This is a genomic window from Secundilactobacillus odoratitofui DSM 19909 = JCM 15043, from assembly GCF_001434895.1.
In the GTDB taxonomy this organism is placed as follows: Bacteria; Bacillota; Bacilli; order Lactobacillales; family Lactobacillaceae; genus Secundilactobacillus; species Secundilactobacillus odoratitofui.
On record NZ_AZEE01000027.1, the window covers coordinates 428,463 to 442,690 of the forward strand.

A 14,228-nucleotide genomic window follows, 5' to 3' on the forward strand; every position below is an offset into this window, starting at 1 on the left:
GGGCGGTTGTTTAGTAACCCCAAGCACCTAAACCTTGTGAGTTGTACAATGAAACGGCCGCGTTAACTTGGCTCGTTACATCGCCACTACTAATGTGCATGTTTTGGAATAAACCATATGCACCACTAGTACTGTTCACAATTGATGAGTTCCAACCAGATTCACGGGTGATGATAGCATTCCAAGTTGAAGCTGAAACACCAGTCCGTGAAGCCATTTGGTTCAAGACGTAGCTCTTCATGTTGCTACCAGTGTAGCTGCTTGATGAGCCGGTCGTTGAACTCGTGGTTGAAGCAGTATTGTTTGAAGTTGTTGCCTGACTGCTTGCAGCTTGGTTGCTATAACCTGAAGTTGATTGTGAAGCAGTCGTTGATTGACTAGTAGTTGCTGGTGTCGTAGATGCAGCAGCAGTAGTTGTTGAGCTAGTCGTTGAGCCATCAGGAATCGTCAACTTTTCGCCAACCAAGATTAAGTGGTTGCTGATGTTGTTTGCGTTTTCGATGGCGTTAATGGTCGTGTTGAACGTTTGCGAGATCTTCCATACTGAATCGCCTGACTTAACGGTGTAAGTCGTGGAAGCACTTGCGCCAGTTGCGCTTGCGAAGAATAAGCCAACGGCGGCTGCAGATGTTGCTAAAATTGTAGTAACGAATTTTTTCAAGTAAATACACTCCTATAACTTTAAACCTAAACGGTCTGTCAATGTGTCGATCCGATCAATCAACACGACAAAGTCTACAGGCTAGGTATTACTCTGACGTATCACACAATTTAAGAACACAAGTCGAACTGCAACAATAAACTCGTTTTCTGTAATAATTGTAATATTGCTGTCTCACACAATTGTTGTGTACAAATTCGGTCACGTCGAGTACGAAACCGGTTTATTAAAGATTATCGACCCGAACATGAGATTAAATATATTACTAAATTTCAGCTTTCAGAAACATGATATTTCGCTAAAATTGTGAGGATTTTGACTGATTTAACTCATTTTAGCCGTTTTCTGCCTTTTGAAGGCGTCGTTTTTCAGCACGTTGCTGTGCTGCCACCCGATTTTTTTTAAGGATATGCCACTGTGGTCGACCGATAAAGATGCCGAATGGCGGTACTTTATAGCAAAACCAAGCCACTGCGAAGGAAAAGCCAATGACAAATAAATAACCAACGGGTAGAGCAATGAAAAACACCCAATCTGGTGCATGGACAATCGTCAGAAATCGGCTTAAGACATTTAAGCCAAGGGTTTGATCAAGGTAAATCCCAAAACTGATGATTGCGCCATTTTTAATGAAGGTCTCAAGCCATGGCCAAATACCGTGTTCACGCCAATACGCGTATGCCTTACCAATCCAGAATACCAGGATAATCATCATCGTATCGTAAACTAACATATATGGTTGGTGTGGCGAAACCGCTGCGCCACCATCAAGGCCCAAAAACGACTCGTTATAACTTAGATAGTAAGGAATCGTCCCCAATCCAAGTAAAATTGTGACGGGGGCAATTAACTTAATGTGTCCTTGAATCCACCCCGTCACATCGTCATAGTGCAGCATCGCGTACGTACCAAAGATAAAGTAGAACTGATAAGTGAAGACGTTAACGCCATAATTTGAAAACCACCAGAGCCAATTTGAACGATCGACGTGTGGTAATCCGTATTTAATGATAAACATCAACACCAACTGAATCGTAAAGCTAATCCCTAAAATCCAGTTATGCTTTTTCGGCAAGGCCTTAAACAACTTCACAATAAATGGGAATAGTAGGTAAAGTTGCAGTGTGATCAAAATATAGTATAGGTAAAAACGGTCACCGTGGATAATAGCATCCCAATAAGTTTGCGAAAACACTGAGAGGTTAGCCAAGTGCGAATCAGAAAAAATCATCATTGCAAGTAACAGGAAAAAATTCCACAGTAAATACGGCCAACCAGAGCCTGCAAGCCGCTTCTTAAAGAACGTTGGCCAATCGTTTCGGTTATAGTAACTTAGGGTCAACACTAGGCCAGTCATAAACATGAAGCCCATTCGGGTAAAGTGCAACATTAAGTGGGTTGAGACTAAAGTCATGTGTGCCCAACCAGTTGCGTCGGTCATACGATTAGCGAAGGCGGTGGTTGTGTGATTTAACAACACCCCAAAGATGAAGAAAATTCGCATAAAGTCCACCTCATAAAGGTGTCGACGCTTCTTAGGCTTGGTTGAGACAGCTGATGATTGCAACGTTTATCACTCCGATCAAAGATAGTTAATTGAATTATTCTATCAAGACTAACTTAAATCGGACTTAAGTATTGGCGTGCTTTGGCACATAATCGTGTAATTGCTGTTTTTATTATTAACCAACCATTGGGGATGCCACTGCCACTCCAGGTAACGCCCTTTTTCGGTTACTGTGGGACCAGCTTCAGCCACGAAAAACACGTGTCTTCCGCTTCGTCTGTGAGCCTTCACAAACCGAAGTCTCACAAACGCCCAGTTCGAGTAAGCGGCAAACCGCTAACTCGAACTTGTCACTGCAACCGAAAAAGCACGTTACCTTCCGTTCTCGTTACTACGCTGTAAAGTTCATCATTAGTATCATTCTTGAATCACTCTCAAGAAATAATGTTGCACTAGCCTTTGCCTCGTACGTTAGCCGTAGCGCCAGAAGCCAATTGTTTGTCGGGTAGCAGTGACTAGTACCACTTTGTGCGTAGCGCTTAGTGGTACTGGACGTTTCTGAGACTCGTGAATTTCGAGGCTCAGAGACGAGACGGAAAACGCGAAGCGGTTGAAGTCGGTCCCACAGCTACCAGGCAAACAATTGGCTGGTGGCCGAAGACGGAATCATCCCACGCTCTGGCATATACAAATAGAACGATACCCCAAAAAGGCATCGTCCTATTTTTAAATATTTAGCAGCTTCCTGAATCACACTTTAATCATTTGATTTCAACCAATGATCCAACACCGAGATGAATTCATCGTGTTGATCAAGCAAAGCTAAATGCCGACTATTCGCAAATAAATGCCACTTAGCACCCGGAATATGATCATAAACTGACTTAGCAATCAGCGGTGTGCACAGGTCATCGGTTCCATTAGTCACTAGCACTGGCACGTGAATTTTGTGTAGATCATCCGTGACGTCAAAGTCACTGATCGTCCCATTTTCGGTAAATTCATTAGGCCCTTCCGCTATCAAGCTAGCGCGCTTACCGTTAGTTGGCCGCCGCAATGGTTCTGGCGAATTTTCATCGGGATCATCCCAGCAATAGCGCTCCATATAACGGTCGTTGGCTGCTAAGTACTTAGGCCCACTAAAGTTACCCGTTCGTTCAGCCTCAGCAATCGCAGTCCGATCTTCATAACTTAAATAAGAAATTAAACGGTGTTGCTCTTGCGTCCAAAGTTTAATTGAGGCTGGTGAGCCGTCAATCATCACACTTTTAATCCCCTTTGGATCATATTGCGTGAGATAAAACATTTCGAGCATACCGCCCCACGATTGACCCAGCATATGTACTTGGTCAAGGTGAAGATATTGGCGCAGTGCAATTAACTCATCTGCCCAAGTTTCCTTGACATAAACGCTCTCATCTTCTGGCAGCGATGACTTACCGCAACCCACTTGATCATACATAATCAATTGTCGACCCGTATTAGCATAGTCATCCATCAATTCAAAGTAATTATGAGATGAACCTGGTCCGCCATGAATGAGTAAGAGTGGTGCTTGACCTGGTTGTGCCTCGCCCACAATTCGATAATAGGTTTGGTAGCCGCGAAATGGCATATAACCTTCTTCAATTTTCATAAATCAATAACTCCCTTCCACAACGTTACTTAAATTGTACGCCTTGTCGCAGAGATTGAGCGACTAGATTAATAAGTTCTTGCAAGTATTTAACGGAAGCGTTAGAATGAAATCAATTATTAGTTGCAATTGCAACAAGCAACTTTTTGAAGGAGTGAAGCTATTTATGACAGATAAGTTAGTTCAGTTATCGATTGCGGATTTAACAGCATTACAAGCTATCAGCCGTGAGACGTTTGCTGACACCTTTGGTAAGTACAATACCCCAGAGGACCTACAGCGGTACCTTGATAGTGCCTACAGTGATTCTCAATTGACGAGTGAACTTAACAATGAAAATTCAAGTTTTTACGCGTTATATCATGACAATCAAATCGTGGGTTACACCAAGCTCAATATTGATGACGCTCAGAGCGAAGTGCAAGGCCCAGATGCACTAGAAGTTGAACGAATCTACATCCGACCAGCCTTTAAACGCATGGGCTTTGGTCGTCAACTCATGGATTACGCCATTAAAAGTGGCTTTCAGCTTAACAAAAAGCGGGTCTGGTTAGGCGTTTGGGAACGCAACCACGCGGCCCAGAAGTTCTACGAAAGTTTTGGTTTTGTGCCCTTTGATGATCACGTATTTACCCTGGGACAGTCACGACAACGCGATATTTTAATGAACAAAATTTTAAAAAAATAATTAATAAGGACGTGAGCATATGACAGCATTAGTTGTAGATTCAGCATTTTGGGACTTATTTCCAGATGCCCAAATTAGTATCTTAGTCGCCCATGGTTTAGATAACAGCGTGGATGAGTCACAAGACCCACACTACCAAGCGATACTCGACGAAGCCATGAAGCAGTCTCATCAGTACCTCACCGAAGACACCTTCCGTGATAACGCCGTTGTGAGCCAGTGGCGTGATGCTTATAGTAAATTCAAGAAGAAAAAGGGTGCCCGTTCTTCAATTGAAGCATTGCTAAAGCGTGTTGATCAGGGCAAGCAGTTGTCGCCAATCAATCCACTTGTCGACGTCTATAACAGTATTTCACTCACCTATGGCGTGCCTTGTGGTGGCGAAGACTTAGCGACTATTGACGGTTCAATGCACTTAGGTGTTGCTGAAGGTGGCGAACCATTTAAGCCTCTAGGCGCAGATGAAGACGAACCTGCTTTACCTGGCGAAGTAATTTACTATGATAAAATCGGTGCGATTTGCCGCTGCTTCAACTGGCGTGATGGCGAACGAACCATGTTAACTGAAAAGACCACAGACGCTATTTTAGTTATCGAAGCGATTAATGCTGAACAACGCGAACGTCAAACCGAAGCTGTCGCTGAGTTAAAAGCCCGTTTGAAGACTGAATTTGGCGTAGATGCCGAAATCAGTAACTTTACCGCCGAATGATAGAAAGCGTGATGCACATGCCGGGAGATGATCCTTTGCGAGCAATCGGTGTCATTGCTAAGGCCTTAGATGGCATTGCTAACATTGAATTTAAACAGTTTGATTTAACCCGCGGCCAATACATGTACCTGAGCCGAATTTGTGAAGAACCTGGCTTGACACAAACGCAACTGGGTGAACGTATCAAAGTAGATCGCGCTACGGCTACCCGGGCAATTCAGCAACTTGAAGCGCACGGTTTTATCCGTCGTGAAAATGACGATCAAGATCGGAAGCAAAAACACGTTTGGCCAACCGAAAAAGCCAATCAAGTTTACCCGCGAATTCGTGCGGAAAATGAGCATTCTACCCAGATTGCGTTGCAGGGCTTCTCAGCAACTGAACAACAACAAGTTAAACAACTCCTGCTACGCATGCAGCAAAATGTTAGCGATAACTGGGACTTTGTAAAACGAGGTGGCGTTCGAAAGTATTAGGCATCAAACCAGTTAATGGTTATTCAATCACTAAATCAACGTCGTGAATTTCTTCGGATTTCACGGCGTTTTTTAACGTAACTGAACTTTAACATTGAGCTTTCATTTTGCCTCCGGCTCCCGGTAAGGGTGGACTTGCTGTGGGGCCGGTTCGAGCCAAAAAGCGGTCTCGAACCACGAAGTTGCCCAGTCGTTTCACTGCATGTCCACCCTTACCGTCCGCACTACGGGTAACATTGCACAACCATTCTCCAAGACAATCGAAACCGTCAGCTACCTAAATAATAACTACACCGGTTAAAGTTTTTTGGTATTTTTTGCTACATCGGCAACCTAATTATTTCACCCAGTACGTGAGCCGTAGCGCCTCCAGTCAGTTTTGGGGCGGGTAGCAGTGACTGGTACCCGCCCCAAAACTGACTGGAGGCCGAAGGTGGACGATAAAAACCTAAAAAAACTAGCTCAACGATTTTAAGTCGTGAGCTAGTTTTTTAATGTCACTTACGGTTTAACTTAGAACTTAACGTCCCAAGCTGAACGTTCGATTTCACCATATGCTTTAGTGATGGCCTTCTTAACGGCCTTAGTTTGGTATGCTTTAACAACATCTTTGTAAGCTTGTTTGTTCTTGTTCTTCTTAGTTGCGGCAATAATGTTGAAGTATTGTGCGTTCGTCTTGTTCAGTGGTTCAGTGAAGATAGTGTACTTGCTAGGAACTTTAGCAGCAAGGGCAAAACCACCGTTAACGATTGCGGCATCAACACTTGATAATTGACGAGCAGTCTGGTTTGAATCGATTGGGGTAATCTTGAAGTGCTTAGGGTTTGAAGTAATGTCAGTTGGTGTTGGCGTTGCGACCTTGTTGTTCAACTTGATCAAACCAGCAGTTTGTAACAATTCAAGTGAACGCGCTTGGTTAGCAGCATCGTTATCAATCACAATGGTGGCACCGTTCTTCAAATCTTTGACGCTCTTAACCTTTTGTGAGTACAAACGAAGTGGTGTGACGATCGTGTTACCAATTGAAACGATGGTACTCTTAGGATACGTCTTGTTCCAAACGTTTAAGTATTGTTGTGTTTGAAAAGCGTTCAAATCAATTTCGCCGTTTTGAAGTGCCTTGTTAGGTTGTACATAATCGGTGAAGTCTTTGAATTCAATGTTAACGTTGTACTTGTCTTTAGCGGTCTTCTTGATAACTTTCCAAATTGCTTCGTCACCCTTAGATGGTGCAACTCGACCAACGGTAACGGTCTGAGCAGCCTTCTTACCGCCCAATGAACCGCCAAAGCTGAAGAATCCAGCAATCACAATCACAACAACAACGATAATTCCAATAAGCCATTTCGTAGAACGTTTCATAATAATATTCCCCTATTCTTTAGTTAAAATAATTGCTAACAATGGTTTTATAAGTGTCAATGATACTCAAGTAACTACTGATGGTCGTGTACTCATCCGTTTGATGAACCACCGTTTCCTCGTCGGGTCCCAACACGATAACATCCATATTAGGGTTACTCTTCGTGAAGACGCTGGCATCGGTCGCACCGTTATAGGTCTTAAGATCAACGTCACGACCTTCAAAGTTAGCCTTTACTGAAGTTAACGCCAATTGAACGAACCGTGATTGCGGGTCAGTTTCAACTGGATGCCAACTATGAATAACTTTAAATTCCAACTGATAATCCGTCGTCTTATTGATTTCAGCGACCTTAGCTTCAATGGCATCCACTACATGCTGGTTATCAAATGCCAGCGTTGGTCGAATGTTACCATACAATTCGGCGTATTCCGGAATGATGTTAACCTGATCACCACCCTTAATGAGGGTCACACTGTGTTGGACTTTACCCAAGTAGTCATCAACTGGCGCTTGATCAAACAAGTGTGCCTCGGCATCGATGTAGGCGTTCAGTCCCGAAATTGCGTTTATCCCTAATTGTGGGGTAGAACTATGGGTTGATTTCCCGTGAGAAATGATTTCGTAGTTAAAACTACCTGAGTGCGCGTAGACCACGTTACCATTTGACGACTCACCGACTACCATGGCGTTAACATCCTTAGCAATGCCCTGATCGTTCAACCGGTTAGCGCCTGGTGTCCCAAACTCCTCGCCGGCAGTTGCAATGAAGCGCACCGTGCCGGGAATTGAGACGCCCTCTTTTACCAACTCAATCAAAGTCAATATCTGAGCAGCTAAGCCGCTTTTCATGTCAGCGGCGCCCCGACCATACAGCCGGTCACCCACAATTTCTGCACCAAACGGATCATGTTGCCACTGTTCCGGTCTTGGAATCGTCACCGTATCTTGATGCCCCGTCAACACCAAAACATCATCCGTTTGTTTGTCACCAATCTCAGCAACTAGGTTAGCGCGACGATCACCAAACGAATCGATGTGATAGCTGATGCCAGCTTGATCAAACAATTTACCAATGTATTGTGCAACTTCAATTTCATTGCCGTTTGGCGTATGAATCTTCAATAAATCTGTCAGTACTTTGAGTCTTGCTTCCTTTGATTCACTCATAACACAAGTGCTTCCTTTCTCAAAATTAACGACTTGAATGGCTGGTTGCCTTGGCTAATAAATCACCACATAGTTGTACGACAACCACTAGAATCAAGACTAGGAACGTGGCCACAAACGTGACGTCGTTCGAAAATTGATTGTATCCGTAAGCAATTGCGGTGTTCCCAAGGCCACCACCACCAATGGCACCAGCCATGGCAGTCAACCCAATTAAACTAATCAACGTGACGGTTGTGACCCGAATCAATTCGGAACTGGCCTCGCGAAGATAAACATCAAAAATCAAATCAGTGGTTGTTGCCCCAACTGACTGAGCCGCTTCGATTTTGCCTCGATCCACACCAGCGATAGCGGCCTGAACCTGACGCGCATAAAACGGAAAGACCCCTAATGATAATGGCACCAGTGCCGCGGTCGGGCCAATTTGCGTCCCAACGATTGATTGAGTAACCGGCGCGATAAAGGCCAATAAGATGATAAATGGAACCGCCCGGAAAAGCGACACCACTTTATCAAAGAAGTTGAACCAGAAACGGTTCTCTGCAATACCGCGCTTATCCGTCAACACTAGGCCAACGCCAAAGATCAACCCTAAAATACCACCGAAAATTGCGGCCCAAAACGTCATGTATAGCGTTTGGCCAATTGATGTTAACCAGCCATTTTGACCGAACCAGCCTAAGTGAACCACGTTAGGTAAGTTTTTTGCGAACCATGTCATTAGCCAATCACCTCTCTTGAATTAAACTCTTCAACGTCGACGCCGCTATCCCGTAAGTACTTCACAGCGGCTTGTCGATCAGCTGTACTGCCTTTTAACGTGACGAACAAGGTACCAACTGGCGTCTCGCGCAACTCATCAACGTTACCAAAAATGATGCTAACTTCAACGCTGAAATCCTTGTATAATTTGGCGGCAATTGGTTCAACAACTACCCGCCCCGTATAAGTTAGGTGCGCCAATTCCCATTCTTCATGGTTAACGTTTTGAATGGCGTCTCGATCCAGCAAATGAATCGCCTTGTTCAACTCACCATCCGTACCGATCAGCTCCTTAGTAAGCTGCTGCTTTGGATGAGTAAAGACATCGACGAGATCTCCACGTTCGATTACTTCACCCTCACTCATCACAGCGATCTTATCAGCAATTTGCTTCACAGCTTCCATTTGGTGAGTAATGAGCACAATCGTTAAGTTCAACTCGCTGTTTAGTTTCTTGAGTAGATCCAAAATTTGAACCGTACTGTTCGGATCCAGTGCAGAAGTGGCCTCATCAGAAATCAAGATTTCAGGATCGTTGGCTAACGCTCTGGCAATAGCTACTCGTTGCTGTTGACCACCCGATAGTTGAGCCGGATAGAAGTCCTTGCGATCCTCCAAGCCAACTAATTTTAGTAGTCGTTCCGCTTGAGCAGTAACTTCAGCGGGCTTCTTCTTGCTGTGTTTTAAAGCAAACTCAACGTTTCTAATCACCGTTTTTTCTTCTAACAAATTAAAGTGTTGAAAAATCATGCCGATGTTACGTCGCTTCGTTCGCAATTCCGTCGCGCCAATTTGTTTGGCTTGACCGTCCTTGGCCTTTTCAAAGAACACTTCGCCATTGACCACCACTTTACCGGCAGTTGGCATTTGCAGTAAGTTGATGACGCGCACCAAGGTTGATTTCCCGGCACCTGAATAACCAACTACACCGTAGATATCGCCCTTCTCGACTTCGAGCGAGACGTCTTTGACCGCCTGCACAGTCGCACCGGCTTGGTCGAACGAGACATCAATATGCTCTAAACTAATTACCTTTTCTACCATTATTTACTACACCTCATTACTCTCATTTAAGTTACCGTGCTGCACCAGAAAGTCTAACTTGCTGATGAAGGCTTTCAAAAAATTGTTCTAAGAAATCGATTCCTTGTAGATAATCACTTTCATAAACGTTTTCGTTTGGCGCATGTGGTCCAGAAGCCGCATGACTAATGCCAAAAGCGGCGATAGGTGCATTGAGATAGTGGTTAAATTCCCAGGCAGGACCTGTTCCGGCTGATGTTGGCAACACCTCAACTTGATCTTCACCACCGTAGACACTTTCGGCCGTCTGAATCAATTCCTTGATGATTGGTGCGTCCATATCAGAGCGATATGGCGTAACACCCATAGTGAACTCAACCTTGATATCATCAAAACCATTTTTAACGAGTTGTGCTTTGACCTTTTTGGCAATGTCTTCAGGAACTTGGCCCGGCACCAACCGTGCGTCGAATTTCGCCACGCCGTGCTTTGGTAACACCGTTTTAACGCTCTCACCTTCATAGCCACCGCTAATGCCCTCAATGTTTAGGCTTGGTTCAAATAAGTAGGCTTCCTTGATGGCATCCAAATCATCGCCCTGTAAGAAGGGATAGGCTAATTGATACTTGTCAGATAATTCAGCTGGTGAAAAATTCATTTTACGCGCCAGTGATTTGGCTCGTTCGCTAGGCGCCTCAACACCATCATAGAAACCATCGATGGCAATTTTGCCGTCTTGCTTCAAACTTGCAATACCCTGAAGCAAGTGCCAAATTGCACCGTCTACAATTGCCGCGTTAGAAGAATGGAGATCACTGTTAGCTGAATCAGTCGATAGTTCAAAACAACTGATGCCCTTATTGCCACCGGTAATCCGAAATTGTCCAAGTTCGTTTTTTGCACCGGATTCCCATACGATCAAATCGGTACTGAACAACTCAGCGTACTTTTTGAAGTAGGTCTCCAAACCCTGACTGGCAATTTCTTCAGCGCCCTCAACCAAAAACTTGATGTGAACGGGTGGCTGACCATTTTCATCAATATAATTCTTAAGTGCTGTAAGTCGAACAAATAAGTCGCCCTTACAATCTGCAATCCCGCGAGCAATCAACTTGCCATCCTTACGAGTCAACGTCCAGGGATCTGATTCCCAAAGATCATACGGTTCAGCTGGCTGAACATCATAGTGGTTATAGAACAAAACCGTCGTTTGATTACGAGCCGCATCTTTAGCAGGAAAGTCAGCAAATACCAATGGGTACTTTTCATCGGTAAAAATCTGTGCTTGACCGCCAAGTGATTCAAACGTTGTTTTCAGAAATTCAGCTGTTTCGGGAATGTTTTGATACTGTGCCGAAACAGAACTGAGGTGAATGTACTCAGCTAATTTTTCCTGAAATGTTTCAATGTTGGTCTGTTTGCTCATAGTCTGATGTCCTTTCTGTTGTCCGTCTTTTTATCGTTGTACGAAAAAAAGCATCTCCGTCTCTTCTCATTTAGAAAAGGACGAAAATGCTTTCGCGTTACCACCTTAGTTCGAATACCCCTCACGAGATATTCCTCGATGGGTACAACTAACGACGGTAATTAAGTACTTACTAGTTAGTGCATACCCTTGCTCTATAACGGGAGTTCCCGCCACAACTTTGCAACTGCTCAGCTGTGGAGCGATCATCAAGGCCATATTCAGTCGCAGATTGACGTAACCTCTCACCAAATGGTTACTCTCTTGGGACAATCAAAGGACTTACTCACCTTGTCGCTACGTTCGTATTTAACAACTTGATGATAAGTATGAGACTTGGGTGAGTAAAAGTCAAGCATAATTTAATTTTAATGCAATTATCCGGTACAATTGCTAGTTTATGTGGCTTTTTTGAATTGTTCATTAATTATAATGGTACATTCTACGATTCCTCAACACGGTCACTACCACTACGTGCTAGCGGCTTTTTCCAGCTATGTGGGACCGGCTTCAGCCACGTAGAACCACGTGTCTTACGCCTCGTTGCTGAGCCCCACCCAGCCCGTGGGTCTCAGCAACGTCCAGTACCACTAAACGCATCGCGTTAAGTGGTACTTTTCACTGCAGCTGGAAAAAGCCGCTAGCCCTTCGTTATCGTTACATTCAGGAGAATTTTTAAATAACAAAATTTCAAAAACGATATCATTATCAACTATTCTACTGATTTATCTGCTTAATATAACTTTGATTAATCGAACTGACAAAATTTTCCACAAAAAAACACCAGCTCCAATCAGGAATTGATGTTTTTAATCGTTTTGTTGTTTATTTGTAAATTAGAATAAATCACCAAGACTAGAAATTGCACTTGCACCTAAGATACTGAGTAATAACGTGTACAAAATGACCCCGGCAATACCCATTACAATCAGTCCAACAAGGTAGGCATACACACGATCAAAATTGTTGGTTGGGTGTGCTCTAAAAATTAAAGCCACAAATGAAATTGAATTCATGATGCCATAAAAGCCCACACAAATTGCAACCAAAGGAATGGCGAATGAACCTAAAATCGACAGGATGAAGCCCACTGCTAAGACCATTAAGCCAAGACTTGATATGTGATAATAGCGGGTCATATCTTCCATATAGTTGGCAGTTTTATCACCCAAAAAGCCACGGGTAACTAAGTGGGTCATGCTATACGTAAAGAACGCCGTAATAATTGTTAGGATGAGTACACCCATAAACATGCCAAACCCCACTCGACCTTGAACACTGTCGGTGTTGGTAAAGTTAGCGATATCAGAGAAAATACCACCTGCCAGATGAATCTCGACCATTAGTAAGGTCAACGCCAACAATAATGAGCCAGTTAATAATGAGACTAGGCCAAAGTATTTGTGGAATGGCACATCGATATCTGAAGGATGCTTCACACCGTGTACGAGGTAAGCCCAATAGTTCTTAGCGTACGCAGTTGTTTGTTCCATTGTCGGATTGGGTTGTGCTGATTGATTAAACGACTGTTGGTTGTTTTGCGCAAAATTAGGTTGTTGGTTTGTGTTATCAAACTGAGCTTGGCTAGGGCCAAACTGAGGTTGAACCGGCTGTGTGCCACCACCATTGGTTGCTTGAACTTGTGGGATTTGGAAGCCACAGTAGGTACAAAACTTAGAGTTGGCTGGAATTTCTTTTTGACAATTTGGACATTTCATAATTGGTCGCTCCCTTAGTTAGTTTCAGTGATAGCTGTCTGGTTGTAAGTTCTGGTCCCTGAGGTTGGCAATACATCCTTGCTATGGTCAGGCCCCACAAACTTATAACCCACGATGGTGTAATTGGACGTCTTTTCCTTCACCGAGTAAGTATAATCATTGACGTTACCATGATAAGTTGCCACCATGTCGCGTAGATCCTGTTGAGTGGTATTGGGCAGCTTCTTAAAACTTTTAGCATTGCTGGTACGTTGCGCTGCAACCTGGGTCTTTAAAGCACTGGCTGTATGGTTTTGATAGACCACCGTGCCACCGATGATGGCTAAGATAACAACAACGATTCCAGCGATGATTGCAATTTGTTTCGTCCGTTTGCCATTGGCCGCTTTTTTGACCTGTTCAGCAGCTTGCATCCCCGGTAACTTAGCCTGCAATTGTCGCATCTGTTCACTGGCGTCTTTATAGCCAGCAAAATTATTCAGATCAACTAACGCACTTCGCAAATCAGCAGACCGTTGTGCTTGATTAGCTCGTGTTAACGCAGTTTGATAGGCCTGCTCGTAATTTTGAGCCTGCGCTTGTTGCTGATTTTGTGCCACAGCATTTTGAACAAGTTGTAGCTTTTGGGCTGCATCCTGGTAGTTACCAAGTTGCGTAAACTCAGTCCCTGCACGCTGTAAATCACCATGTGTGAACGCGTTCATCGCATCATCATATAGCTGTTTTCGCTGAGCTTCTTGATTCTGCTTCTCCTGCTCATCAGCAATTGCTTGATTAGCTACGGCTTTTTCCTGAGCATCCTCATAGTCGCCAAGTTGTGAGAACAGCATGGCAGCTTGTCGTGCATTACCCTTATCAGCCATTTCAACAGCTTGGTGATAAAGTGCTTGTTGCCGAACTTTCGTCTTCTGAGCTTCAGCCGCTTGTACCTGTTCTTTGACACTGGCTAAGTTGGCCCCGCAATTTTTACAAAAGTCAGCCGACATTGCGTTTTCCGTACCACAATTAGGGCAGAACAATTTAACGTTATCCATATTCAATCTC

13 protein-coding genes are annotated in these 14,228 nt (G+C 44.0%); 3 read left to right on the forward strand and 10 right to left on the reverse strand.

The window, feature by feature from the left end; all coding sequences use genetic code 11:
• Positions 1 to 10: 10 nt before the first annotated feature.
• From FD04_RS04280 to pepI, 3 genes are all read right to left on the reverse strand, one after another.
• A complete protein-coding gene (locus FD04_RS04280) occupies positions 11 to 661 on the reverse strand; it encodes a LysM peptidoglycan-binding domain-containing protein (RefSeq protein ID WP_054699076.1) in 651 nt (216 codons plus the stop codon).
• Positions 662 to 995: 334 nt separating this feature from the next.
• Positions 996 to 2,228, reverse strand: coding sequence for an acyltransferase (locus FD04_RS04285; protein WP_082603117.1), 1,233 nt, complete (start codon positions 2,226 to 2,228; stop codon positions 996 to 998).
• 697 nt (positions 2,229 to 2,925) lie between these two features.
• Complete coding sequence (pepI, locus tag FD04_RS04290; RefSeq protein ID WP_054699074.1) at positions 2,926 to 3,804, reverse strand: proline iminopeptidase; 879 nt, start codon at positions 3,802 to 3,804, stop codon at positions 2,926 to 2,928.
• 166 nt (positions 3,805 to 3,970) lie between these two features.
• Here pepI and FD04_RS04295 point away from each other — a divergent pair, with 166 nt between their 5' ends.
• The 3 genes from FD04_RS04295 to FD04_RS04305 are packed head-to-tail and all read left to right on the forward strand — an operon-like array spanning position 3,971 to position 5,680.
• The gene (locus FD04_RS04295) at positions 3,971 to 4,492 is read left to right on the forward strand and encodes a GNAT family N-acetyltransferase (protein WP_191981749.1); all 522 of its coding nucleotides are present in this window, start codon (positions 3,971 to 3,973) and stop codon (positions 4,490 to 4,492) included.
• Between the two features lie 19 nt (positions 4,493 to 4,511).
• Positions 4,512 to 5,204 carry a B3/B4 domain-containing protein gene (locus FD04_RS04300; protein WP_056947270.1) on the forward strand — a complete coding sequence of 231 codons (693 nt, stop codon included), beginning with the start codon at positions 4,512 to 4,514 and terminating at the stop codon, positions 5,202 to 5,204.
• Between the two features lie 17 nt (positions 5,205 to 5,221).
• Entirely contained in the window at positions 5,222 to 5,680 is a 459-nt protein-coding gene (locus FD04_RS04305) for a MarR family winged helix-turn-helix transcriptional regulator (protein WP_056947273.1), read from the forward strand.
• Positions 5,681 to 6,193: 513 nt separating this feature from the next.
• Here the strand turns inward: FD04_RS04305 and FD04_RS04310 are convergent.
• The 7 genes from FD04_RS04310 to FD04_RS04340 all read right to left on the reverse strand — a co-directional run bounded on the left by FD04_RS04310 (position 6,194) and on the right by FD04_RS04340 (position 14,218).
• A complete protein-coding gene (locus FD04_RS04310) occupies positions 6,194 to 7,042 on the reverse strand; it encodes a MetQ/NlpA family ABC transporter substrate-binding protein (RefSeq protein ID WP_054699071.1) in 849 nt (282 codons plus the stop codon).
• 19 nt (positions 7,043 to 7,061) lie between these two features.
• Complete coding sequence (locus tag FD04_RS04315; RefSeq protein WP_056947276.1) at positions 7,062 to 8,213, reverse strand: ArgE/DapE family deacylase; 1,152 nt, start codon at positions 8,211 to 8,213, stop codon at positions 7,062 to 7,064.
• Between the two features lie 25 nt (positions 8,214 to 8,238).
• A complete protein-coding gene (locus tag FD04_RS04320) occupies positions 8,239 to 8,937 on the reverse strand; it encodes a methionine ABC transporter permease (RefSeq protein ID WP_056947279.1) in 699 nt (232 codons plus the stop codon).
• On the reverse strand, positions 8,937 to 10,022 hold the full coding sequence (locus FD04_RS04325; RefSeq protein ID WP_056947281.1) for a methionine ABC transporter ATP-binding protein: 1,086 nt from the start codon (positions 10,020 to 10,022) through the stop codon (positions 8,937 to 8,939). Before FD04_RS04325 ends, FD04_RS04320 begins: the two co-directional genes overlap by 1 nt.
• Positions 10,023 to 10,053: 31 nt before the next feature.
• Entirely contained in the window at positions 10,054 to 11,427 is a 1,374-nt protein-coding gene (locus FD04_RS04330) for a M20/M25/M40 family metallo-hydrolase (protein ID WP_056947284.1), read from the reverse strand.
• An 875-nt stretch (positions 11,428 to 12,302) separates the two neighbouring features.
• Positions 12,303 to 13,184, reverse strand: coding sequence for a zinc ribbon domain-containing protein (locus FD04_RS04335; protein WP_056947286.1), 882 nt, complete (start codon positions 13,182 to 13,184; stop codon positions 12,303 to 12,305).
• A 14-nt stretch (positions 13,185 to 13,198) separates the two neighbouring features.
• Positions 13,199 to 14,218, reverse strand: coding sequence for a zinc ribbon domain-containing protein (locus FD04_RS04340; RefSeq protein WP_056947289.1), 1,020 nt, complete (start codon positions 14,216 to 14,218; stop codon positions 13,199 to 13,201).
• Positions 14,219 to 14,228 lie beyond the last annotated feature (10 nt).

What these genes read in the sequence shown, in the direction of transcription:
- pepI (WP_054699074.1), bottom strand. Translation starts at nt 3,804, where the DNA reads ATGAAAATTGAAGAAGGTTATATGCCATTTCGCGGCTACCAAACCTAT.
- FD04_RS04295 (WP_191981749.1), top strand. Translation starts at nt 3,971, where the DNA reads ATGACAGATAAGTTAGTTCAGTTATCGATTGCGGATTTAACAGCATTA.
- FD04_RS04300 (WP_056947270.1), top strand. Translation starts at nt 4,512, where the DNA reads ATGACAGCATTAGTTGTAGATTCAGCATTTTGGGACTTATTTCCAGAT.
- FD04_RS04305 (WP_056947273.1), top strand. Translation starts at nt 5,222, where the DNA reads ATGCCGGGAGATGATCCTTTGCGAGCAATCGGTGTCATTGCTAAGGCC.
- FD04_RS04310 (WP_054699071.1), bottom strand. Translation starts at nt 7,042, where the DNA reads ATGAAACGTTCTACGAAATGGCTTATTGGAATTATCGTTGTTGTTGTG.
- FD04_RS04315 (WP_056947276.1), bottom strand. Translation starts at nt 8,213, where the DNA reads ATGAGTGAATCAAAGGAAGCAAGACTCAAAGTACTGACAGATTTATTG.
- FD04_RS04320 (WP_056947279.1), bottom strand. Translation starts at nt 8,937, where the DNA reads ATGACATGGTTCGCAAAAAACTTACCTAACGTGGTTCACTTAGGCTGG.
- FD04_RS04325 (WP_056947281.1), bottom strand. Translation starts at nt 10,022, where the DNA reads ATGGTAGAAAAGGTAATTAGTTTAGAGCATATTGATGTCTCGTTCGAC.
- FD04_RS04330 (WP_056947284.1), bottom strand. Translation starts at nt 11,427, where the DNA reads ATGAGCAAACAGACCAACATTGAAACATTTCAGGAAAAATTAGCTGAG.
- FD04_RS04335 (WP_056947286.1), bottom strand. Translation starts at nt 13,184, where the DNA reads ATGAAATGTCCAAATTGTCAAAAAGAAATTCCAGCCAACTCTAAGTTT.
- FD04_RS04340 (WP_056947289.1), bottom strand. Translation starts at nt 14,218, where the DNA reads ATGGATAACGTTAAATTGTTCTGCCCTAATTGTGGTACGGAAAACGCA.